The organism is Streptosporangium sp. G11, assembly GCF_051192615.1.
Classification (GTDB): domain Bacteria; phylum Actinomycetota; class Actinomycetes; order Streptosporangiales; family Streptosporangiaceae; genus Streptosporangium.
In genome coordinates this window covers 273595-297257 of record NZ_JBPJUQ010000001.1, presented here as the reverse complement: position 1 = coordinate 297257, position 23663 = coordinate 273595, and the positions used below count along the sequence as shown (strand labels likewise).

Below are 23663 nucleotides of genomic sequence, written 5' to 3'. Positions count from 1 at the left end.
CGCCTCGGTCAGTTCGGGTGCAGGCCGGTGAAGTCGAGCCCGAGGGACTCGGGCAGGCCGAGCCGGATGTTCATGCACTGCACGGCGTTCCCGGAACCGCCCTTGACCAGGTTGTCCAGGGCCGCGATCACCGTCACGCCGGCCGACTCCGGGTCCAGGGCGAAGCCGACGTCGCAGAAGTTGGAACCGGACAGGATCTTCGCGTCGGGGAACCGGTGCAGGCCGCGCCGCTGGGCGACCACGCGGACGAAAGGCTCGTTCCCGTACCGCTTCCGGTAGGCGGAGCGGATGTCCCGCTCGCCGGCGCCGTCGGTGAGGCGTGCCCTGCACAGCAGCTGCACTCCTCGTACGGCCTCCACTCCGGTCGCCGTCATGCGGACGGGGAGCCCGGTCGCCTGGGAGATCTCCGCCTCGTGCCGGTGCCGCGTCGGGGCGAAGACCCTGAGCGCGCCACTGCGTTCGGCGTGCAGGTTCTCCGAGCCCGCGGTCGCTCCGGCGCCGCTGGAACCGGTCCTGGCGTCGACCGTCACCTCGTCCTCGATCAGTCCGGCCTCGGCCAGCGGGGTGAGCGCCAGGATCCCGGCGTTCGCCATGCAGCCGGGGACGCTGATCCGGTCGGCCGTCCGCAGGCGGTCCCGGTGGAACTCCGGCACGCCGGGCACGAAGGTGCCGAGAAGGGCGGTGGCCTCGTGCGGGACCCCGTAGTAGTCCTCGTAGGTGTCGGCGGACCGCAGCCGGAAGTCCCCGGACAGGTCGATGATCGTGCCGGCCCTGCCGAGGAACTCCGGCATCCGGCGCATCGTCTCCCGATGCGGCGTCGCCAGGAACAGTACGTCGTAGTGGTCGAGCCGGTCCTCCGCGCAGAAGGCCAGCCGGGTCCTTCCCCTCAGGTTCGGGTGGACCCCGTCGATCTGGCGGCCCTGCAGGCGCCGTGAGGTGGCGGCGGCCAGTTCGACCTCCGGATGGGTGGTCAGGATGCGCAGGAGCTCGCCGCCGATGTAGCCGGCGGCCCCGACGACCGCGACGCGTGTCATGTCTCTCCTCTCGCGATGAGATGGGCCGCGATGGCGTCCGCCACGTCGACCCGGGAGCCGTGGGCCTCCTGGAAGCCCCTGAACTCCACCCGGTCGTTGACCTCGAGCACGGTCAGGCGCCCGTCCACGTCCTCGATGAGGTCGACGCCCGCGATGTCGGCGCCGACCGCGTCCGCGGCGGCGACCGCGAGCTTGGCGTGGTCGGGGCCGAGCGGGCAGTACTCGCTCACGGCGCCCCTCGCCACGTTGGTGCGCCACTCCTCGCCCCGGCGGTAGGTCGCGCCGAGCGCCTCGCCGCCCACGACGAGCACGCGCAGGTCGCGGTCGGCCTTGGGCACCTGTTCCTGCAGGTAGATCACGTGTGACTGGGGGGAGGGGAGGGCGGCGACGTGTTCGAGCACGGCGGTCGCCACGGCGTGGTCCGTGACCCTGGTCACCAGCCGGCCCCAGGAGCCGACCAGCGGCTTGATCACGGCCGGGTAGCCGATCTCCTCCAGGGCCTCCAGCGCCGCGTCGGACGTCATCGCCAGCGCGGTCCTGGGCGTCGGCAGCCCGCGGCTTTGCAGGGCCGCCGACGTGTGCCACTTGTCGCCGCTGAGATGTGTGGCGGCGGCGCTGTTCAGCACCGTCACCCCCGCCGACTCCAGGGCGCTCGCCGCGTACAGGGCGCGGAAGTGCCCGACTTCGCGATTGAGGACGAGGTTCGGTCCACTCCAGGCCGAGCCGTCGGCGACGAACAGCGCCCTGGGATCCAGGTGCTCGAACCCGGCGCCGCGCCTTTCGAGCGCGGCCATGATGTTCTTCTCCTCGAACCGCACTCGTGAGGCGAGGACGGCGAGGTGAGGTGCTACGGAATCCACGGCACGGCTCCCTCCGTCACTCGCCCCAGTCTTCTTCGACGTCCGGCGCCAGCGTGAGCGTCGGAGGCTGGACGGAGGCGATCTCCAACTCGCTACGGCAGTCCAGGCACTCGACGATCTCGCTCACCCGGGCGTCTCCGTCGATCGTCACCTCGGCCGCGCACTCAGGGCACTCCGGGCTGTTCATAACCTTCTGCATAGCTCGTCCCTGTTCGTTGTTGTGCGTGATTAGTCTTATGAACCGTAACCCGATTACCCGTAAAACAGCTAATAAGCGCTTTTACTCGAAATGAGTGGGGCTGCTTATAGGGGTGATCTCATAACTATCCAGCCATTACCTCATAAGCATCGCTTCTTGGGTAGGGGCCGAAAATAGGTGCGTTAGATGATTAAGCTCGCTAGTAATCATTATTTTTCTGCTTGTCACCATCTTCGGAACATCTCCCGAACATCCGGAGCGCCGACCAGGGCGTCTCCGGGACATCTCCACAAGGAGGGGTAATGCGAGGGATCGCAGAGAGTCCGCCCGTCAACGGCAACGGTGCGCATCCGGCTCCAACCGATCTTGAGTCCGACCTCGGAACCGCCGGGCGCACGCCGGGCGAGGAGTTCGCGGCGGCCGTGAGCGGAGCCGGTGACCGGACCGGTGGTCGGACCGGTGGCCGGGCCGGCGACCGAGCTGGTGACCGAACCGGTGACCGGGCCCGCGACCGGGCCGGTGAGGGCGCCGGTGAGCAGGGGGACCTGGTGGTCCCCTTCGACATGCACCTGCCCGCGGCGTTCCCGCTCTTCGCGTCCCGTCCCCGCTATCCGGTGCGCCACCTGCTGAAGACGGCGCCCGTGGCCGACGACCCGGCGCCCTACGTCCACGAGCCTCCCCGGGGACAACTGAGCGAGGCGGGCACCTCCTACGCCGCCACCCCCGAGGCGGCCTTCGCGCCGAGGATCGAGCGGGCGCGGCTCACCGACCTCACCGTCTCCGTGCCGCTCCCCGACGGGATCCTCGGGCAGCCCGCGCTGCTGGCCCCGTACGTCGACTACCGCGTGCTCGTCCGGCTGTCGGTGGCGGAGAACGAGGCGCTGCTGCACGGCACCGGCGACGGCGCGATCACCGGGCTGCTCCGGCTGCCCGGCACCCGCCACAGGCGGACCGGGCTCGGCCTCGAGGAGGCGGCCACGGAGGCCGCCGCCGAGGTCGAGGAGACCGGCGGCTCGTGCGACGGCATCGTCGCCCACCCCGCCGTCTACTGGGAGATGGTCAGGACGGGCATGCTCGGCAGGCTGGCCGTCGCCGGGATCACGGTGTCGAGGACGCGCATGATCCCCAGGGACACCCTGCTCATGGGGGACTTCCGCGCCGCGTTCACCCTGCTGCTGCCCGGCGCCTCCTCCCTCACGCTGCGCCGCGGCGCCGGGAACGACGGCGCCGACCTCGTCAGGGCGAGCACCCGCGTCGGCCTGGCCGTGCACCTGCCGCAGCACCTGATGACGCTGTCGTGGGGTGGTCGCCATGGGTGACCCGCGGATCCTGTACATCACCGGGTGGATGCGGAGCGGCAGCACCCTGCTCGGGAACGTCCTCGGCGAGCTCCCCGGCGTCCTGCACGCCGGGGAGCTGCACTACCTGTGGCGCAACGGCGTGCTGAACGCCGGCACGAACTCCACCTGCGGCTGCGGCAGGGACCTGACCAGGTGCGACGTCTGGTCCTCGGTTCTCGGCGCCGACGGCACCGCGCAGGCCGGCGCCGCGCGCCGGATGGCGATCCTGCAGCGCTTCCTGCTGCGGACCCGCCACACCAGGACCCGCCTCGCGGAGGCCCAGGGCAGGACGAGGACGGTGCCCGGCGTCGTGGAGGCGCTCGAACGCACCGCCGCCGTCTACCGGACGCTGGCCACGAGCGGCGGCGAGCGCCTGATCGTGGACGGCTCGAAGTATCCCGCCGAGGCGGCCGCGCTGCTGGGGCGTACGGACCTGGACGTCCGGGTGCTGCACATGGTGCGCGATCCCCGCGCGACGGCGTTCTCCTACAAGAACGCCAAGGAGTACATCGACCCGATGAGCCCCGCCCGCAGCAGCGGGTACTGGAGCGCGTTCAACGTCGCGTCGGAACTCGTCGGAGGAGTCGCCCCGGACCGTTACCTGCGGGTCAGGCACGAGGACCTCTGCGACCGGCCGCGAGAGGTCGTCGGCCGGGTCATGCGGTTCGCCGGGCTGGCGGGAGAGCCGCCGGTCGACGGGACCGGCCTGGTCTCGCTCGGGGAGAACCACACGGTGACCGGCAACCCCGACCGGCTGTCCAAGGGTGACACCGTGATCCGTTCCGACGAGCGCTGGCGCACCGCGCTGTCCGCGCGGGAGATCGCCGCCGCGACCGCGCCGGCCCTGCCGGTGCTCACCCGCTACGGATATCCGCTCCTGCCGACCAGGTAGGTACGAGAGTTAGGGAGCCATCTCATGGACCTTCGGCTTAAAGGGCGCGTGGCACTGGTGGCGGCTTCGAGCAGCGGGCTCGGGCTGTCCGTGGCCAAAACCCTCGCGGCGGAGGGAGCGAACGTCTCGATCTGTGGCCGCGATCCCGCCAAGCTGGCCCTGGCCCACGTCGAGGTCAACGCGATGGGAACGGGCGACGTGCTCAGCACCCCCGTGGACCTGCGCGACGAGCGGGCCGCCGCGGAATGGGTGCGGCGGACCGCCCACACGTTCGGCGGGCTGGACATCGTGGTGACCAACTCCGGCGGGGTGCCGTTCGGGCCCGTCGACAGTTTCCAGGTCGCCGACTACCGCGCGGCCATCGACGGGAACCTCCTGCCGCACGTGAGCGTCACCCTCGCGGCGCTGCCCTTCCTCAAGGAGGGCGGCTGGGGCCGCATGCTGATGATCGCCTCGGAGTCGGTGCGCCAGCCCCACCCGGAGAGCGGCCTGTCGTCGGTGGCCCGGCTGGGCCTGCTCGGCTACATGAAGGGGCTGGTGCACGCGCTCGGCGCGAGCGGGGTCACGATCAACATCCTCGCCCCGGGGTTCCACCGCACCCCCATCCTCGACGAGCAGTTCGGCGCGGACGTGGAGACGGAGATCGCCCGCGTCGCCGAGCGGATCCCTCTCGGCAGGATCGGGGACGTGGCCGATTTCGGCGCGCTGGCCGCCATGCTCGCCAGCGATCAGGCCTCGTACGTCACGGGCACGGTTTTCGTGGCCGACGGAGGCAACACCCGCGGCATCGGCTGAAGGGCCGGGAAGCTGAGGAGGAGCGAAAGATGTCCGTACTCGGACACGTCGCCAGCACGCGAAAGGCGGCACTCTACGTAGTCAAGATAGGGAGCGCGAGTCTCGGCCATGACGCGCTCTTCGACGAGCTGGCCCTGCTGCGCCGCCGTGGCGCCCGCGTGCTCCTCGTCGCGGGCGGCGCGGCCGGCATCACGCGGCACTACGCCGGCATCGGCCGTCCCGTCCGGACGCTGAGCCTGCGGGGCGACAGCGAGGTGCGCTACTGCCCTCCGGAGGAGATGCCGCACATCGTGGACGCGTACGAGCGGGTGACGCTGCCGCGCGTGCGCGACGCGCTCACCTCGCGCGGCCTGACCGTCTTCACCGCGGTCGCGCGGGACGGGGCGCTGGTGAGCGCCCAGGCCAACCGGCCGCTGCGGGCGGTGAAGGACGGCAGGACGACGGTGGTCCGCGACCACCGGGCGGGCACCGTGACCGGAGTCGCCGCGGACCGCCTTGGGGCGCTGCTCGACGCGTTCGACGTGGTGTGCCTCTCGCCGCCCGTCGCCGACGGCGCGGGCGGTTCCGCGCTCAACGTCGACGCCGACGTCCTCGCCGCCGAGCTGGCCAACGCCCTCGCCGCCGACCACCTGCGCCTCGTCACCGGCACGCCGGGCCTGCTCGCCGAGCCGGAGGACCCCGCGAGCCGCCTGACCGACGTCGTACGCGGCGAGGGGGAGCGGTTCGCGCGGGGCCGGATGCGGCAGAAGGTACGCGCGGCGGAGATCGCCCTCGACGGGAGCGCCGACGTTGCGATAACCGGGCCGCACGTCCTGTCGCCCGCGTCGGGAACGCGCTTCTGGCGCGCCCCGGCACCCGCGCCGGACCTGTCGCTTCTCTCCCGGGCCGTGGAGATCTCCTCGGTGTCGGCCGACGAGCGGGAGCTCGCCGAGTACCTGATGGACTGGTGCGCGGAGCGCGGTGTCCACGCGGAGATCGACGAGGCCGGCAACCTCGTGGCCACGCGCGGCTACGGAGACCGGCGGCTGCTCATGCTCGGGCACCTCGACACCGTGCCGCACCGGTGGCCGGTGCGCTGGGACGGGCTGACGATCACCGGCAGGGGCTGCGTCGACGCCAAGGCCAGCCTCGTCGCCTACCTGGAGACCCTCGCGGACATGGACGTGCCGGACTGGGCGCAGGTGCGCGTCATCGGCGCGGTCGAGGAGGAGGTCACCTCGGCGGGGGCATTCCACGCCAGGGACCGCTACCCGGCGGACGCGGTGATCGTAGGCGAGCCCAGCGGCGAGAAGGCCCTGACCATCGGCTACTACGGTCTGCTCAAGGTACGGCTGCGCGTCAGCCACGGCGTCGGCCACACCGCGGGGCAGGGGGTCACCACCGCCGCCGACCAGTTGGTGGACGTCCTGAGCAGACTCCGCGACGAGATCGGCGCGGCCGACTCCCAGGCGCTGGTGGCCGTGCTCGGCATCCACGCGATGAACGGCGGGGACGTCCAGGTGGGCGAGACCGTCGTCGACGTGCGGGTTCCCCCCACCCTGGACCTGGAACACCTCGTCGAGCTCGTCCGCCGGGTCGCCGGGCCGGTCGTCGTGGAGGTGCTCCGCGCCACGCCCGGAGTGATCACCTCCCGTACCAGCCCGCTCGTGAAGGCGTTCTCGCGCGCCTTCAGGGAGGAGGGGGTGGCCCCGAGGTTCCTCGCGAAGAAGGGGAGCAGCGACATGAACACCCTCGCCACCACCTGGCGGGGAGTGCCCATGGTCGCCTACGGCGCGGGTGACTCCGCGCTCGACCACACGCCGGACGAGCACCTCGACGCCGAGGAGTTCAGGCGGGCCAGGACCGTGCTGTTCAGGGCGGTCGCGAACTGGGTGGCGCAGGGCGCCGCCGAGGCTGTCGCAGGAGAGAGGACACCGCGATGACAACGATCACCGTCGACGAGACCGCCGGCCACGCCTACCAGCTGTCCCACCTGGACGCGCTGGAGGCGGAGGCCGCCCACATCCTCAGGGAGACGGCCGGGGAGTTCGACCGGCCGGTGATCCTCTTCTCCGGGGGCAAGGACTCCATCGTCATGCTCCACCTGGCGCGCAAGGCGTTCGCCCCCGCGCCGGTGCCCTTCCCCCTGCTGCACGTCGACACCGGCCACAACTTCCCCGAGGTCATCGGCTACCGGGACCGCGTCGTCGCCGAGCACGACCTGCGGCTTGAGGTCGCCTCGGTCCAGGACTACATCGACCGGGGAGAGCTGGCCGAGCGGCCCGACGGCTCGCGCAACCCGCTGCAGACGGTGCCGCTGCTCGACGCCATCGAGACCAACGGCTTCGACGCGGTCTTCGGCGGCGGGCGGCGGGACGAGGAGAAGGCCCGCGCCAAGGAGCGGGTGTTCTCCCTGCGCGACGACTTCGGCGGCTGGGACCCGCGGCGGCAGCGACCGGAGCTGTGGAACCTCTACAACGGCCGCCACTCGCCCGGCGAGCACGTCCGCGTCTTCCCGCTGTCGAACTGGACCGAGCTGGACGTGTGGCAGTACATCCTCAGGGAGGGCATCGAGCTTCCGCCGATCTACTTCGCGCACGAGCGCGAGGTCTTCTCGCGCCGGGGCATGTGGCTCGCCCCCGGCGAGTGGGGCGGCCCGGGGAAGGACGAGCCCCTGGAACGGCGTCTCGTGCGGTACCGCACGGTCGGCGACATGTCGTGCACCGGCGCCGTCGACTCCGGAGCCGCGACCCTGGAGGAGGTCATCGAGGAGATCTGCTCCTCCAGGCTGACCGAGCGAGGGGCCACCCGCGCCGACGACAAGCTGAGCGAGGCCGCCATGGAGGACCGCAAACGGGAGGGATACTTCTGATGACCACCACACTGCTCCGCTTCGCCACCGCCGGATCCGTGGACGACGGGAAGTCCACCCTCGTCGGCCGGCTGCTGTACGACTCGAAATCGATCCTCGCCGACCAGCTGGAGGCCGTGGAGACGGCCTCGCGGAACCAGGGACGGGAGACCGCCGACCTCGCGCTGCTCACGGACGGCCTGCGCGCCGAGCGCGAGCAGGGAATCACGATCGACGTCGCGTACCGCTACTTCGCCACCGCGCGCAGGCGCTTCATCCTCGCCGACACGCCCGGCCACGTGCAGTACACCCGCAACATGGTCACCGGCGCCTCCACCGCCGAGCTCGTGCTCATCGTCGTCGACGCCCGCAACGGCGTCGTCTCGCAGACCAGGCGGCACGCCGCCGTCGCCGGGCTCCTCCGGGTCCCCCACGTCGTGCTGGCCGTGAACAAGATGGATCTCGTCGACTGGGACGAGGGGGTGTTCGCGGCGATCGCCGAGGAGTTCACCGAGCACGCGTCCGGCCTCGGGATCGGCGAGGTGACCGCGATCCCGATCTCCGCCCTCACCGGCGACAACATCGTCACCCCCTCGCCGAACATGGACTGGCACACCGGCCCCACCATCCTGGAGCTCCTGGAGACGGTGCCCGTGGGCGTCGACCCCTCCCAGGGGCCCGCGCGGCTTCCCGTCCAGTACGTCATCCGCGCGGACGGCCACCGTGCCTACGCCGGCCAGATCTCCGGCGGCGTCCTGCGCGTCGGCGAGCGCGTCACGGTGCTCCCCGGCGGGCGGACGTCGACGGTGGCGGCCATCGACGTGCTCGGCGAGCCGGTCACCGCGGCGTGGGCGCCGCAGTCGGTCGCCGTACGCCTCTCCGACGACATCGACGTCTCGAGGGGCTCCCTCATCGTGCCGGAGGACGCGGAGCCCGCTCTCACCTGGGAGCTCCGCGCGACCACGTGCCACCTCCACGAGCGCGCCCTGCGCGTCGGGGAACGGGTGCTGGTCAAGCACACCACCAGGACGGTCCAGGCGGTCGTCGAGGGCATCGCGCCCTCCACCGCCCTGGGGGAGCTGACCTGCGCCCCGGAGGCGGACAGCCTCGCCGTCAACGAGATCGCGAGTGTCGTGCTGCGCACCACCGACCCTCTCGCGGTCGACCCCTACGCGCGGTCGCGCATGACCGGTTCCTGCCTGCTGATCGACCCGGCGGACGGGACCACCCGCGCTGCGGGAATCGTCGAGGAGACGCCTGCGGGGTGAGGTCACCCGGCTGCGGGGTGAGGTCACCCGGCGCCGTCGGGGTGATTCTCCCGGCATCTTCAGGGGGAGTCACCCGGTGGGGAACCCTCGGGGACGGGGCGAACGGCTCGACGGGGGCGACGGGGGCGACGGGGGCGACCGGCTCGGCCGGTTCGGCCGAGGCAACGGGGCAGCCGAGGCAACGGGGCAGCCGAGGCAACGGGGCAGCCAGGGCAGCTGGATCGGCCGGATCGGCCGGTTCAGCCGGCGAAGGGATAACCGCGCAGTGACTGCTGGAAGGCCTTGCGCGCGATCGGGACGTACCCCGAGGTCGCGGCGCCGGTGGAGAGGGCCATGGTCACCGGCAGGGGGCCGGGCGGGGAGGGGAGGGTGAGGCTGGCCGCCTTGGGCAGGCCCCAGAGCTCGTCGCCGTTGGCGACGAGGCACGCCACGCCCAGGCCGGCCTTGGCGGCCGCGCGCAGCCCGACGAGCTCGGCGCCCTCGTAGCCGACACGCCACGGGACGTCCGACCGGTCGAGCGTGTCCACGATGCGGCCGCGCAGCGTGCACGGCTCGGTGAAGAGCGTCAGCGGGAGCGCGGCGCCCTCTCCGTGGGCCGGGCGCCCGAACCAGTCCATGCGCATGTGGCCGAGCTCCTGGTTCGTGGCGCCGGCCGGGTGGGGTTTCGTCTGCAGGAGCAGCGCCAGGTCCAGCTGGCCGGTGTTCACCCGGCTCTCCAGGGATTCGCTCAGCCCCGTCTGGACGCTGACCTGGGCGTGCGGCATGCCCCTGGTGAGCAGCCGCAGGATCTCGGGAAGCGCCTCCGCGAGCTGGTTGACGATTCCGATGGACAGCCGCAGGTTCCCCGGAGGGGGGATGAAACGGCCCACCGCCTCGTCGTTGAGGGTCACGAGACGGCGGGCGTACCCGAGGAGTTCCTCGCCCTGCGGGCTGAGCTGTAGTTTCCGGCCCGTTGAGGTGAATATGGGGCCCTTGACGAGACCGCTGAGCTGGCGAATTTGCTGGCTTATGGCGGGCTGCGTTATGTGCAGGGCCTCCGCGGCCCTCCGGAAACCGCCGACATCGACTACGGTGACCAATGCTCTCAGCCGATTTATTTGCAGGTCGTGGTACATTCTTCCTCTTAAGCTGACCTAGTAGGAAAGTGTCGATCCAGCTGCTTCTGGCGGCTCTTGGATCAAGAGGTTATTGGCTTTTTCTGGATATTCGTGGCGGTGCCCTAGTAAGGCAGATAGGCTCCGCTGGGAGTGCGGGTGTCGAGGGCGTGGCGGGAGTCGGTCGCGCGCTTCTTTTTCTGCCGAGGGACCCGGATGAGCTTTCTCTGCGGTCGGCGGATCTGCTTCTGGTCCATGATCTCCTCCAGTCTTCTGGTCCGGATGCGGTCAGCGTAGACCCGAAGTGCCGGGAGCTCCTACACACAGGGCCACGAGTGCGATGTGAAACTTTCACACTCGCTTGATGACGCGAAAACTATTCTCACCGGCGGTCCGGGCGCAGAATTTACCTATTCGAACTCGTCCGGATGAGGAGACCGCGATGGCGACGTTGAACGTTTTCCCGACCGACCAGGTGAAGGAACGAGACCGGCGCCTCGCCGAGTCGCCCATGACGACCTGGGCCGGGGCCGAGCCCACCGGCGGACGCGACGGCGACCCCGTCGCCGCGCTCGCGGGGTCCGGCGTCCACGGCCGTGAGGAGGCGCCGGGGTCGCGTACGGGGCCCGTGGAGTGCGCGGTTCTTGAGGACCTCGTCATCGAGGACCTCGACCATCCCGCTCCCGTCGTGGCCGCATGGACCTACTGCGGATGAGCGATCCCATCGAGAGCGGGGCCGGCTCACCGCTGATCGGATTCAAGTCCCACCTGCGGGCGGTGACGGTTCCCGGCGAGGCGGTCTATCTCACCTCGGCCCGGGGGACGGTCGCCCTGTCCGGTGAGCAGATCCAGGCGCTCGCGCCGCTGCTGGACGGCAGCCACAGCCTGGCCGAGGTGCGGGAACGGGTGGCGCCCGGGATCTCGGCCGTGCAGCTCGGGCGGCTCCTCGGCAGGCTGGCGGAGGCGAACCTCGTCGGAACCCGCCGTTCCCCGGAGGCCAGGGCCGACGCGGCGGCCGAGGCGTACTGGGACCTCGGGCGGGTGGACGTGGATCGGGCCGCGTCAGGGCTGGCGGAGTCGTCCGTGGGGCTGCTGGCCCTGGGGCGCGCCGACACGAGGCCGGTGGCCGAGGCGCTGCGGTCGATGGGCGTCACCGTCATCGTCGAGGAGGACGGGGACCGGCCCGCGGCTCTGTCCCTCGTGCTCTGCGACGACTACCTCGACCCGGAGCTCGAGCGGTTCAACGAGCGGCGGCTGGCGGACGGGAGGTCCTGGCTGCTGGCCAAGCCGACCGGCGCCGACCTGTGGGTCGGCCCGACCTTCCAGCCGGGGAAGGGCCCCTGCTGGTCCTGCATGACCACGCGGTTGCGCGGGCACCGGCGCGGGGAGGCGCGGCTGCGGAGCGTGTCGGAGACGGGCGCCGTCAGCCCGCCCGACGCGTCGCTGCCCATCACCCGCGCCCTCGGGGCGCAGCTCGCGGCCCTGCAGGCGGCCAAGTGGCTGGCCGGATCGGGCGACGAGCACCGGGACACCGTGTGGACGCTGGACACCCTCTCGCTGGAGGGCCTGCACCACCGCGTGGAGAGGCGCCCGCAGTGCCCCACCTGCGGGGACACCGGCCTGGTCACGGAACGCGTCGGGAAGCCGGTCGTCATCGCGTCCAGGCCCAAGGCGGCCGTGGGCGGCAACGGGCATCGGGCGCTGGACTCCGAGCTGGTGTGGGAACGCTACCGCCACCTGGCCGATCCCCTCACCGGGATCACGGACGCGATCCGGCGCGACCCGAGGAGCCCCTCCTTCCTGCACTGCTATCTTTCCGGGCCGAATCTCGCCCTCACCGACGACAGCCTCTCCGCGATGAGGGCCGGTCTGCGCGGGCAGAGCGGCGGCAAGGGAAGCACCGACCTGGAGGCCAGGGTGGGTGCGCTCTGCGAGGCGGTGGAGAGATACTGCGGATCGCGGCACGGGGACGAGCCGACGGTGCGCGACAGCCTCCGCGGCCTGGGCGAACGGGCCGTGCGTCCCGACGAGTGCCAGCACTTCCACCGGCGCCAGTTCGAGGACCGCCGCCGCTGGAACGCGGCGAGCACGGCCTTCCAGCACGTCCCGGAGCCGTTCGACGAGGAGGAGGTCGTCGACTGGACGCCGATGTGGTCGCTCACCGCGAAGCGGCAGCGTCTGCTGCCCACCGACATGCTCTACTTCAGCAGGGGCGGCCACCCGTCGGTGCGCGCGACCTCGAACGGGAACGCCGCGGGCTCCAGCGTCGAGGACGCGATCGTTCAGGGCTTCCTCGAGCTGGTGGAGCGCGACGCGGTGGCCATCTGGTGGTACAACCGCACGCGCCAGCCCGCCGTGGACCTCGGCTCGTTCGGCGACCCGTGGATCGCCGACCTCCGGTCGCGCTACGAGGAGATCGGCCGGGAGTTCTGGGTCCTCGACGTCACCTCAGACCTGGGCATTCCCGTCATGGTGGCGATCTCGCGGCGCGTCGACAAGCCGGCCGAGGACATCATGCTCGGGTTCGGGGCCCACTTCGACCCCCGGATCGCCGCGCGCCGCGCGCTGACCGAACTCGGGCAGCTGCTCCCGGCCGTCGCCGGGGCACGCGCCGACGGGACGGGGTACGGCCGGACCGACCGCCACATCCGGGACTGGTGGCTCACGGCGACCACGGAGAACCAGGTCTATCTCCGCCCCGACGAGACCCGGGACCCGCGGGCCCTGGGCGGCTACGCCTACACCCCTCGCGCCGATCTGCGGGAGGACGTCGAGCACGCCGTCACGCTGGCCGGGCGGACGGGCCTGGACGTCCTCGTCCTCGACCAGACGCGTCCCGACATCGGCATGCCGGTCGTCAAGGTCGTCGTTCCCGGCCTGCGGCATTTCTGGGCGAGGTTCGGACCTGGGCGGTTGTACGACGTTCCCGTTCTTCTCGGGCGTCTTGACAGGGCGACGGCGTACGAGGACCTCAACCCGGTTCCCCTGTTCATGTAGCCATTCCCTCCCCGACACGGATCAGGAGTCACAGGATGGTCGGTGGCCAAGGCGGCGACGCCGGTCCGCTCCCGATATTTCCCCAGTGGTCGTTCCGCGAGGACGTGTACATCGAACCGGAACCGCACAGCGGAACCGTGGTGGTGCACAGCCGCTGGGAGGACGTGATCCTGCCGTCCCCGGGCCTCACCGTGCTGGAGGCGATGCGCCGGATGAGCCTGGGCCCCATCTCGCTCGGCAACGTCATCCGCGAGGACGCCGAACGGCGGGAGCTCGACGCGATCCTCGACGGCCTCCAGCACCTCGTGGTGCGCTCCTTCGGCTTCGACCCCGAGCAGCCGCTGATGTCGGTGATCCCGCTCACCCAGCGGGCCAGGTTCCGGCTGCCGGCGGCCCCCCTGCTCCACCCGGTCCGCCTGTCCAGGTTCGCGCTGATCAGGACCGACGGGAACAACTACCACGTCGAGTCGCCGCTGTCGCTGCACCGGGTCATCCTGCACCGCCCCGAGGCCATGGCCGCCGTCGGGGCGCTGATCCGCCCGGTCGCCCCGTCGGCGATCACGCGGGAGTCCCAGCCCGTGATCGTCTATCTGATGGCGGCGGGGATGGTCGCGCAGGCCGTGGAGGAGGATCCCTTCCAGCCGATGGTGTTCGAGGAGGACGTCGACCCCGCCCTCGTCACCTGGACTCCCGTCGATCTCATGTTCCACACCCGCTCCACCCTCGGCAGGCACGACCACGACTTCGGGGCGACGTACCCGATGGGAGACCGCTGGGGCGTCGAGCCCGTCGTGAAGCCGGGGCCCGCGCGGGTTCCCGCCGATCAGGAGCCAGTACGGGCTCACGCCGATCAGGGGTCGGCGGGGGCTCCCGCCGATCCGGGGCCGGGGCGGGCTCCCGTCGTGCTGCCCCGGCCGAAGTGGGACGAGCTGCTCGCGGCCGACCCGCCGCTGACCGCGGCCGTCGAGGCGAACCGGCACACCCGGCACTACGGTGAGAGGCGGCTGACGGCCGGCGAGCTGGGGGAGCTTCTGTACAGGACGGTCCGGGTCCGGTCCCTGGTCGGCTCCCCGGACGAGACCTCGACGACCTCGACAAGCGATCGTCCCTATCCGAGCAGCGGGAACTCCTACGAGCTGGAGCTCTACGCCACGGTGGACAGGTGTGCCGACGTCCCCCGGGGCGTCTACCACTACGACCCCCTGCGGCACAGGCTGGAGCCGATCGAGTCCGACCCGGCGGACGTGGACGAGCTGCTGGAGGCGGGCAAGGTGGCGGCGAACCTGGACACGACGCCGCCCGTCCTGCTGACCATCACCGCGCGGTTCCGCAGGCTGTCGAGGAAGTACAACGGGCTGAGCCATTCGATGGTGCTCAAAAACGTCGGGGCGCTGACGCAGACGCTCTCTCTGGTCGGCACGGCCATGGGGCTGGCGGCGTGCGGGCTGGACAGCGGCGACATCGAGACGACGGGACGCGTCTTCGGCCTCGACTGGCGTGTCGAGTCGAGTGTCGGCGGGTTCGTCGTCGGCCACCGTCCCGGTCCGGAGCCGAGTCGCTTTTCCAGGCGGTACGCGGTGAATGACGCCGAGTGGGTTGTTCGAGCGAGGGCGGCACTCCCGTAATCCGCGAGTTCGTCTTTTCCGGAGTTTCACGGATGCGTGAGGATGCGCGCGGCGAGAGCCGGGTGAACGCGCCGCGTCCCGCGGGACGCGCGTGAATCATGCCGTACGGCTATGACGCGCGGTTTTCGGCTGAGAGCAGCCGTTGATTCACGCAGAGCTACGCAAACAGACCTATCTAAGATTATTTACCTGAAGTAGATTACTTCAGGGCCTCGGGCCGGCAGGTAAGGGTAACCGGTCGGGCTTTGAAGGAGACGGTCGATGACGGTTGACGCCGGCCCGCCGCAGCGCTGGCGTGGATTCGCCAGGTCGTTACCCGGATCGCGCGGGAAGGAACGTCACGGGGAGGGCGGTTTCGCGGCCCCCAGGATGGCACGCGCGATCATTGTCGCCGTTCTGTACGGCTACGTGTTCAACGCACTGATGTTCGTGTGGGGAAGCGGTCTGCCGAAACCCGAACTGCTGGGTTTCGCCATCTGCCTGTTCGTCGTGCTTTTCCTGCAACTCGCGCATTCGACGCGGGACGCCCTGAGCTGGCCCGCACCGCTTCGGGTTCTCACGCTGTCGATACAGGCCATTGTCACTTTCCTGCCTTTCGCGTGGGCCGGTCCGCAGGCGGGGTCCATCGCGGGATTTCTCGCCGGGTCCGTGTTGCTGGTGGCGGGCCGTTGGCGGTGGGTGCTGTACGCGGCCGTCGCCGCCGGTGTCGGCGTGCTGCTCGCGCTCCGCGGAGGGAACCTGACGGAGCTGGACGCCGTCTACAGCGTGTACTTCACCTTGCTGACCGGGTTGATGGTGTACGGGGTCAGCTCGCTGGCGTCGCTGGTGAGGGTGGTCTACGCGGCGCGGGGGGAGTTCGCGCGGATGGCGGTGGCGCGGGAGCGGCTGCGGGTGGCGCGGGACCTGCACGACCTGCTGGGCTACAACGTGTCGGCGATGACCTTGAAGAGCGAGCTGGCGTACCGGCTGCTGCCGGGGGCGGCCGACCGGGCGCGCCGGGAACTCCGGGACGTCCTGACGGTCGCCCGCCGCGCGCTGGCGGAGGTGCGGGTGGTGGCGGGCGGGTATCTTCCCATGTCGTTGTCCGCGGAGGCGGAGTCGGCGCGGTCGATGCTGTCGGTCGCCCAGATGCGGGCGCGCGTGGTCGTCTCGCGGGAGGGCCTGCCCGAGGCGCTGGACACGGTGCTGGCGATCGTGCTGCGGGAGGCGGTCACCAATGTGCTGCGGCACAGCAAGGCGCAGCGCTGCGAGATCGAGGCGGGGGTGGAGGAGGGCTGGGCGCGGCTGCGGGTCCGCAACGACGGGGTCGAGCCGGAGCCGGGGACGCACTCGTTCGGGACCGGCACGGGGCTGGGGAATCTCGCGGGCCGGCTGGAGGCCGCGGGCGGGGGGTTGTCGGTCACGGTCGACGGTGAGTGGTTCCAGCTGACCGCGGAGGCCCCGGTGGTGGCGCCGGTCGCGGAGGAGCCCGGCGTGCTTGACGCGCTCGACGTGCTTGACGCGCCCGGGGCGTCCGCCGAGGTGACCGGGCAATCCGAGGTGCCCGGAGCGCCTGACGTGGCCGGGATGCCCGAAATGCTCAGAATGTCCAGAACGCAGGAGGGCGAGCCCGCGGCACCGGACGCGCCGGGTGAGCCGGATGAGCCGGGTGATCGTCCGCCGGGCAGGGGCGCGGCGCGGGCGTGGCACCTGCGGGTGGCTCGCCTCATCGCCGTGGTGGTGCTGTCGGGGTACGGCGTCCTCATCGTGGTCAACGTGCTGGCCGAGCGGCCGAGCCCGCTCGGGCTGGCCGGATTCGCCGCATGTGTCGCCGTGCTGGTCGGCGTGCAGATCGTCCACTCCCTCGGGGAGCCCCGGTCGTGGCCGGGGTGGCGCAGGAGGGCGACCCTGGCGGTGCAGACGATCGCCACGGTCCTGCCACTGCTGTGGATCGGCGCCCCGTGGGGGTCGATGGGCGGTTTCCTCGCGGGGACGGTGCTGCTGCTGGCGGGCCGCTGGCGGTGGGTGCTGTACGCGGCCGTCGGCGCGGGGGTGATGCTGCTGTCCGTCCTCCAAAACGACACGGCGGAGTGGACCGCGTACCTGGTGATCTCCACGCTTCTGACCGGGCTGGTGGTCTTCGGCATCAGCTCGCTGTCGGACCTGGTGGCGCAGGTGGACCGGGCCCGGGGGGAACTGGCGCGGATGGCGGTGACCCAGGAGCGGCTGCGGGTGGCGCGGGATCTGCACGAACTGCTGGGGTACGACCTGTCGGTGATGATCGTCAAGAGCGAGCTGGCGTACCGGCTGCTGCCGAGTTCCGCCGAGGGGGCGAAGGCCGAGGTGGCGGAGGCGCTGGAGATCGCGCGGCGGGCGGTCGCGAACGTCCGGGCGGTGGCCGGCGGGTACCGGCACATGTCGTTCAGCGCGGAGGTGGACTCGTCGGTCTCCACGCTCGCCGCCGCGGGAATCGACGTCGGGGTGGAGATTCCCGCGGACGTGGTTCCCGGGGAACTGGACGCGGTGCTCGCGATCGTGTTGCGGGAGGCGACCACGAATGTGCTGCGGCACAGCGAAGCGCGGTGGTGCCTGATCGAGGTGGCCCTGACCGAGGGCGGGTTGCGGCTGTGCATGGCCAACGACGGGGTGCCGCCGGGCCCGCTTCCGGCCGTCCGTGACGACTCCGGGCTGGGCGACCTGGCGGCACGGCTGCGCGCCATCGGCGGGCGGCTGACGGCCGGGGTCGTCGACGAGGCGTTCCGGTTGGTCGTCACCGCTCCGGGGACGGCCCTCGTTCCCCGTGCGGACGCGCCGGAGAACACATCACGGAACGCGCCGGGGAACATGTCGAGAGGCGCTCGGGAAGGCGTGCCGGGAGGTATATCCGGGGGCGCGGAGAGAACGGACGGCCATAGCGTATGATTCGGCTGGATCGTTTTCCGGCTGACAAATCCGAGTAAGCGAATGTCAGAATTCCATGGCATTGCCAAACGCAATTGACTGGGTACTATTCGGGTCAAGATCGGTTGGTCCAGTCGGCTTGATCGAACGGTGGCGAGACGTATGCGGAGGGGAATCGCCTCGCGGAGCCGCTCGCAAGGTCGATCGCTGAGCCGCCCGCGAGGTCGATCACGAAGCGGCCTGCGAGATCGAGAGACCCTGTCGCGCCCGGTCGTCGTTTCGCGCCCTGGAGCCGACGTCCTGACAGGAGCGCCGCTGTGCTGAAGATCCTCATTGCCGAGGATGTGCCGATGGTGCGCGGGGCGCTGGCCGCTCTGCTCGACATCGAGCCCGACCTGACGGTGGTGGCCCAGGTGGGCAGCGGGGACAAGATCGTGCCCACCGCGCTCGAGACGCGCCCCGATGTCGCGATCATCGACGTCGACCTGCCCGTACTCGACGGTCTTTCCGCGGCGGAGGAGCTCCACGCGAAGCTGCCCACGTGCCGGACGCTGATCCTGACCGGTTTGGGACGCCCCGGCACGCTCCGCCGGGCCCTGTCGGTGTCGGTCTCGGGCTTCCTCCTCAAGGACACGCCCTCGGAACGCCTCGCCCAGGCGGTCCGGGAGGTGGCCGCGGGGCGTCGCATCGTCGACCCGCAGCTCGCGCTGACCGCGTGGGACGTCGGGGAGAACCCGCTGTCCGGGCGTGAGGTCCAGGTCCTGAGGCTGGCCGCGGGTGGCGCCGAGCCGCCGGAGATCGCGGCCGTCATGCACGTGTCCGTCGGGACCGTGCGCAACTACCTCACGAAGATAGTCACCAAGCTGAACGCCAGGAACCGGGTGGACGCCATCCGCATCGCCACCGAGGCCGGCTGGATCTGACCGGCCGAGATCTCCCCGGTTTCCCGACTCCGACTCCGACTCCGACTCCGACCCTGCCCCGCCCCCGTCCCCGACTCTGGCCCCGCCCCCGACTCTGGCTCCCTCCCCGGCTCCGGCCGCGACCTTGGACCCGGCTCCGGGCCCGACCGGGTCTTGCCCCCGGCGATCGCGGTCGCGGTCATGGGTGGACGGATCAGGCCGGCGGCGACCTGGCGCCTTTCCCGCTCCTCTGACCTGCGGCCGTTCTTCGCCCCGGCCCGGTATCGGGCTGGTTTTCGTGTTCTTCTTCGCGCCTCTTCCGTTTCGTCTCCGCCGTTGCGGCTTCGCATCCCGAGAAGAATGTCTTATCGCGGGCCCGTTGTCCCACTTTTGTTACCGGCATAGCGTAATTGCTGGTAACCGGAAGCATCGGCCGTAAATCGGGACCGCGAAAGGAAACGACGTGACGACCACGGCCTGTCCCGCGCACGGCGGCGGCAGAGGTGGCGCCGGCGACTCCCGGCCCGGCCACCGGCTGGTCACACCACCCGCCGCTTCCGCCGCGCCCGCGCCACAGGCGAGTCAGCCGTCGTTCGTCACGCAGTTCCAACCGCCAGGAGAGGATGCCCGCAGATGAGTTCCAACAGGTGGCTGCACTACTTCGAAACGCAGGTCCCGCTCTCCGAGGAGCCGTCGCGGATCGCGGCCAGGCTCGCCGGCTCCGGTCTGCACGCGGCGTACGTCGTATATGAGAGCGGAGGCAAGTGGTCCTACGCGGGCGGCGCGCGGGCCGAGGTCACGCTGGACCGCGACGGCGCCCGGCTGAGCCAGGAGAACGAGCCCGACGTCGTCCTGCCCTGGAGCGACCGGCCCCTGCACCAGGTGGCCAGGCTGCTCGACACCGTGAAGGTCCCCGCCTGGCGCGCCTACGGCTGGGCGGCCTTCGAGCTCTCCTACGCCAAGGACGGGAAGCTGGACCACGTCGGCGACGGCCGGCTGCTGCACCTCGTGGTGCCGAAGGCCGAGGTCCGCGTCGAGGACGGCAACGCCCACCTCCGCGCGGCCGACCAGGAGACGCTGACCGCGCTGCTGGAGACGATCTCCAGCCCGGCGGAGACCTCCGAGGGAGCGCCGAAGCCGCTGGACGTGCGCGAACTCGGCGGGGAGGCCTACCGGCTTGCGGTGAAGCTCGCGGTCGAGGAGATCAACCAGGGCGACCTGCACAAGGTCATCCTGTCGCGGGTCGTCGACGTCGACGAGGACATCGACCTGATCGCCACCTACCTGGCCGGGCGCCGGGGCAACAACCCCGCTCGGTCGTTCCTGCTCAACCTCGGTGGCGTGGAGACGGCCGGGTTCAGCCCGGAGATCGTGGTCAAGGTCTCCGCGGACGGCCGCGTGGTCAGCCAGCCGCTGGCCGGGACCAGGGCGCTGACCTCGGACCTGGTCGAGAACGAGAGCCTGCGCGCCGACCTCCTGGCCTCCGCCAAGGAGGTCTACGAGCACGCGATCTCGGTGAAGGTCGGCACCGACGAGCTCGTCGACGTGTGCGTGCCCGGCTCGGTCGAGGTGCCGGAGTTCATGGCGATCCGCGAGCGCGGCAGCGTCCAGCACCTCGCCTCCCAGGTGTCCGGCAGGCTCGCCCCCGGTTTCAGGGCGTGGGACGCCTTCGGCGCGGTCTTCCCCGCGGTGACCGCGTCCGGCGTGCCGAAGGAGGCCGCGTACACCACGATCCGCAGGCACGAGCCCGAGTCGCGGGGCCTGTACAGCGGGGCCGTGCTGACCGTCGACCACACCGGCGAGATGGACGCGGCGCTCGTGCTGCGCAGCGCCTACCGCCAGGACGGCCGCACCTGGCTGCGCGCCGGCGCGGGCATCGTCGGGCAGTCCACTCCCGAGCGGGAGTTCGAGGAGACCTGCGAGAAGCTCGACAGCGTGGCGCGCTACCTGGTTCCCGCCGACGGGGGGAGCGCGCGATGAGGGTCGACGACATCTACCTCGCGGGGGTGGGCACGTACCTGCCGCCCGTGGTGACCACCGAGCACGCGGTCCAGGAGTCCTGGTACGACCGGGCCGACCGCGAGGCCTCCGGGATGGAGTCCGTGATGGTGGCCGGGGAGACGCCGGCACCGGAGATGGCGGCCCGCGCGGCCGAGGTGGCGCTGCGCCGCTCGGGCCACGGGCCGGACGACTTCGGCGCGCTGCTGCACAGCGACAGCTATCACCAGGGACCGGACGGCTGGTCGGCGCCGCACTACGTGCTGCGCAGGACGCTGAACCGGCCGATCACCGCCCTGGAGGTCCGGCAGGGCTGCCTCGGCATGATCGCGAGCCTTGAGATGGCCGCGCACCGGCTGATCGCCGACCGCGGCAGGGACGCCGTGCTGCTGACCGCCGGGGACAACTTCTCCACCCCGCTGGTGGACCGGTGGCGGGCCTCCAGGATGTTCCTGCTCGCGGACGGCGGCGCCGCCGCGGTCGTGTCGCGGCGCGGAGGCTTCGCCCGGGTGCTGGCCTTCGGGACGGTCTCCAACCCCGGGATGGAGGAGCTGCACCGCGGCGGGGAGGTGCTCTTCCCGCCCGGCATCACGATCGGCCGCTCGCTGAACTTCGAGGAGCGCAGCGACTACTGGCGACGGCAGTGGGCGGAGGGCGTCGCGCCCCCGATGGGGCACTTCGGCGAGTGCGTCGCCGAGGCGGCCGAGAAGACGCTTGAGGAGGCCGGAATCTCCATGGAGAAGGTCACCCGCGTCTGCCACACCGGCTTCGCGCGGGGTTCCCTGGAGGCGATGTTCCTCGACCCTCTGGAGATCGACGAGGACCGGGGCCTGTGGGACTTCGTCCGGAGGATCGGGCACGCCGGCGCCGCCGACCCGTTCATCGGCCTGGAACACCTGTGGACGAGCGGGCAGGTCGTCACCGGCGACCACGTGCTGCTCATCGGCAGTGCCCCCGGTATGGAGGCCGGATGCACGGTCGTGGAGATCGTCGCCCCGTACGAGCCCGGGAACCACGAGCCCGAGAACGACGAGCCCGGGAACCACGAGCCCGAGAACCACGAGTCTGAGAATCACGAGCCCGAGAACCACGAGCCCGGGAACCACGACTCCCGGACCGACGACCACGGGCCTCGGAGTCACGCCCCCCAGAACGAGAAGCACGAGCCCGGGAACCGCGAGCCGGAGAACGGAGGCCGGTAGATGCTTGACGGATGCACACCGTGGCCCGAGGAGTTCGCCGCCCGTTACCGGCGCGAGGGACTCTGGCGCGGGGAGCGCCTCGGCGACCTCCCGCGGAGCTGGGCTCACGCGTTCGGAGACGGTACGGCACTGGTCAGCGGGGAGCTGCGGCTGTCCTACCGGGACCTGGAGAACCGGGTCGACCGGATGGCGGCGGGCTTCCACCGGCTCGGGGTCGAGCCCGGCGACCGGATCGTCCTGCAGCTGCCCAACGTCCCCGAGTTCGTCATCGTGGCCTTCGCGCTCTTCAGGGTGGGCGCCAAGCCGGTGTTCTCCCTGGCGTCGCACCGGGCCAACGAGATCAGGCACCTGTGCGAGCTGTCCGGTGCGTCCGGATATGTCGTCCCCGGTGTCTATCGCGGGTTCGACCACACCGCGCTCGCCCTGCGGATGCGCGACGAGGTGCCGAGCCTGCGCCGGATCTTCGTACTGGGTGACGTGAGCGGCACGGCCGACGAGACGGTGATCCCGCTCGCGCGGGTGGAAGCGAATCCGGCCGCGAGCCCGGACCCGGACGCGAGCTCGGACCTGGCCGCGGACCCGGACGCGAGCCCGGACCTGGCCGCGGACCCGGTCCCGCTGCCCGGGAGCGACCCGTCGGACGTGGCGTTCTTCCTGCTCTCCGGCGGGACCACCGCGCTGCCCAAGCTGATCCCGCGCACGCACGACGACTACGCGTACCAGACCGGGGCGGTGGCGGAGCTCTGCGAGCTCGGCGCGGACGACGTCTACCTGGCGGCGCTGCCGGTGGAGTTCAACTTCACCTGGGGCTGCCCCGGGGTCGTCGGCACGCTCGGCTCCGGCGGCACGGTCGTGCTCGCCGAGAACCCGGTCGCGGAGGACTGCTTTCGCGCGATCGAGCGGGAGCGGGTCACCATCACCTCGGTCGTCCCCACCGTGGCGCAGCTCTGGCTGGAGGAGGCGGAGTGGGGCGAGGCGGACCTGTCCAGCCTGCGCGTGCTGCAGATCGGCGGGGCCAGGCTCCAGCCGGAGTTGGCCGCGCGGATCGAGCCCGAGCTGGGCTGCCGCCTCCAGCAGGTGTTCGGCATGGCCGAGGGACTGCTCTCCATGTCCAGGAAGGGCGACGATCCCGAGTCCGTCGTGGCCACCCAGGGACGGCCGGTCTCACCGGCCGACGAGGTGCGGATCGTCGACGAGCGGGACGCCGAGGTGCCCGCGGGCGTCACCGGCGAGCTGCTCACCCGTGGCCCGTACACCCTGCGCGGCTACTACCGCGCCGAGGAGCACAACCGGCGGGCCTTCACCGAGGACGGCTTCTACCGCACCGGTGACCTGGCCCGGCTGACCGCCGAGGGGAACCTGGTCATCGAGGGACGGCTGAAGGACGTGGTGATCCGCGGCGGAGACAAGATCGCGGCCGGAGAGGTGGAGGGCCACCTGCTCACCCACCCGTCGGTCGCCAGGGCGGCGGTCGTGCCGGTCCCCGACGAGTTCCTCGGCGAGCGGACCTACGCGTTCATCGTCCACCGGGGCGAGGAACCGGCGCCGGCCGAGCTGAAGCGGGCGCTGCACGAGCGCGGGCTGGCCGAGTTCAAGCTGCCCGACCGCGTGGAGTTCGTCGACGACTTCCCGCTGACCCCGCTCGGCAAGATCGACAAGAAGGTGCTCGCCGCCGCGGCGAAGGACCCGGCCCTGTCCCGCCACTGGGCACCCGCGGAATCCACCCCCGAACGCCAGGAAAGGTGAA

General features: G+C 71.2%; 18 protein-coding genes. 14 read left to right on the top strand and 4 right to left on the bottom strand.

Annotation, left to right across the window (positions count from 1 at the left end; all coding sequences use genetic code 11):
- Positions 1–8: 8 nt before the first annotated feature.
- From argC to ACSDR0_RS01420, 3 genes are read right to left on the bottom strand one after another with little or no spacing between them, the layout of a single operon-like run.
- Entirely contained in the window at positions 9–1034 is a 1026-nt protein-coding gene (gene argC / locus ACSDR0_RS01430) for an N-acetyl-gamma-glutamyl-phosphate reductase (protein WP_435286848.1), read from the bottom strand.
- Complete coding sequence (locus ACSDR0_RS01425; RefSeq protein ID WP_435286847.1) at positions 1031–1894, bottom strand: RimK family alpha-L-glutamate ligase; 864 nt, start codon at positions 1892–1894, stop codon at positions 1031–1033. Before ACSDR0_RS01425 ends, argC begins: the two co-directional genes overlap by 4 nt.
- Before the next feature lie 16 nt (positions 1895–1910).
- Positions 1911–2093: a lysine biosynthesis protein LysW gene (locus ACSDR0_RS01420; protein ID WP_435286846.1), complete on the bottom strand. Its 183-nt coding sequence runs from the start codon at positions 2091–2093 to the stop codon at positions 1911–1913.
- 302 nt (positions 2094–2395) lie between these two features.
- Between ACSDR0_RS01420 and ACSDR0_RS01415 the strand changes: the two genes are divergently transcribed.
- From ACSDR0_RS01415 to ACSDR0_RS01390, 6 genes are read left to right on the top strand one after another with little or no spacing between them, the layout of a single operon-like run.
- Entirely contained in the window at positions 2396–3412 is a 1017-nt protein-coding gene (locus tag ACSDR0_RS01415) for a family 3 encapsulin nanocompartment shell protein (RefSeq protein ID WP_435286845.1), read from the top strand.
- On the top strand, positions 3405–4325 hold the full coding sequence (locus ACSDR0_RS01410; protein WP_435286844.1) for a sulfotransferase: 921 nt from the start codon (positions 3405–3407) through the stop codon (positions 4323–4325). The genes ACSDR0_RS01415 and ACSDR0_RS01410 overlap by 8 nt, the downstream gene beginning before the upstream one ends.
- 24 nt (positions 4326–4349) lie before the next feature.
- Positions 4350–5120 carry an SDR family NAD(P)-dependent oxidoreductase gene (locus tag ACSDR0_RS01405; protein WP_435286843.1) on the top strand — a complete coding sequence of 257 codons (771 nt, stop codon included), beginning with the start codon at positions 4350–4352 and terminating at the stop codon, positions 5118–5120.
- A 29-nt stretch (positions 5121–5149) separates the two neighbouring features.
- Positions 5150–7042, top strand: a complete 1893-nt coding sequence (locus ACSDR0_RS01400; protein ID WP_435286842.1) for a M20/M25/M40 family metallo-hydrolase — start codon at positions 5150–5152, stop codon at positions 7040–7042.
- Positions 7039–7971, top strand: coding sequence for a sulfate adenylyltransferase subunit CysD (gene cysD, locus ACSDR0_RS01395; RefSeq protein ID WP_435286841.1), 933 nt, complete (start codon positions 7039–7041; stop codon positions 7969–7971). The genes ACSDR0_RS01400 and cysD overlap by 4 nt, the downstream gene beginning before the upstream one ends.
- Positions 7971–9218, top strand: coding sequence for a sulfate adenylyltransferase subunit 1 (locus ACSDR0_RS01390; RefSeq protein WP_435286840.1), 1248 nt, complete (start codon positions 7971–7973; stop codon positions 9216–9218). Before cysD ends, ACSDR0_RS01390 begins: the two co-directional genes overlap by 1 nt.
- Before the next feature lie 239 nt (positions 9219–9457).
- Here ACSDR0_RS01390 and ACSDR0_RS01385 read toward each other — a convergent pair whose 3' ends face one another.
- Positions 9458–10333, bottom strand: a complete 876-nt coding sequence (locus ACSDR0_RS01385; RefSeq protein WP_435286839.1) for a LysR substrate-binding domain-containing protein — start codon at positions 10331–10333, stop codon at positions 9458–9460.
- Positions 10334–10754: 421 nt separating this feature from the next.
- Between ACSDR0_RS01385 and ACSDR0_RS01380 the strand changes: the two genes are divergently transcribed.
- The 8 genes from ACSDR0_RS01380 (at position 10755) to ACSDR0_RS01345 (ending at position 23662) form a co-directional block, all read left to right on the top strand.
- A complete protein-coding gene (locus tag ACSDR0_RS01380) occupies positions 10755–11027 on the top strand; it encodes a hypothetical protein (RefSeq protein ID WP_435286838.1) in 273 nt (90 codons plus the stop codon).
- Positions 11024–13309 carry a TOMM precursor leader peptide-binding protein gene (locus tag ACSDR0_RS01375; protein WP_435286837.1) on the top strand — a complete coding sequence of 762 codons (2286 nt, stop codon included), beginning with the start codon at positions 11024–11026 and terminating at the stop codon, positions 13307–13309. The genes ACSDR0_RS01380 and ACSDR0_RS01375 overlap by 4 nt, the downstream gene beginning before the upstream one ends.
- A gap of 35 nt (positions 13310–13344) precedes the next feature.
- Positions 13345–14934, top strand: a complete 1590-nt coding sequence (locus ACSDR0_RS01370) for a SagB/ThcOx family dehydrogenase (protein ID WP_435286836.1) — start codon at positions 13345–13347, stop codon at positions 14932–14934.
- 261 nt (positions 14935–15195) lie between these two features.
- Positions 15196–17835: a sensor histidine kinase gene (locus ACSDR0_RS01365; protein ID WP_435286835.1), complete on the top strand. Its 2640-nt coding sequence runs from the start codon at positions 15196–15198 to the stop codon at positions 17833–17835.
- Between the two features lie 296 nt (positions 17836–18131).
- Positions 18132–18737: a response regulator transcription factor gene (locus ACSDR0_RS01360; RefSeq protein WP_435286834.1), complete on the top strand. Its 606-nt coding sequence runs from the start codon at positions 18132–18134 to the stop codon at positions 18735–18737.
- Between the two features lie 612 nt (positions 18738–19349).
- Positions 19350–20696: a salicylate synthase gene (locus tag ACSDR0_RS01355; RefSeq protein ID WP_435286833.1), complete on the top strand. Its 1347-nt coding sequence runs from the start codon at positions 19350–19352 to the stop codon at positions 20694–20696.
- On the top strand, positions 20693–21916 hold the full coding sequence (locus ACSDR0_RS01350) for a ketoacyl-ACP synthase III family protein (RefSeq protein WP_435286832.1): 1224 nt from the start codon (positions 20693–20695) through the stop codon (positions 21914–21916). Before ACSDR0_RS01355 ends, ACSDR0_RS01350 begins: the two co-directional genes overlap by 4 nt.
- Positions 21917–23662 (top strand): (2,3-dihydroxybenzoyl)adenylate synthase, encoded by a 1746-nt coding sequence (locus ACSDR0_RS01345; protein WP_435286831.1) that lies wholly within the window; start codon positions 21917–21919, stop codon positions 23660–23662.
- Position 23663 lies beyond the last annotated feature (1 nt).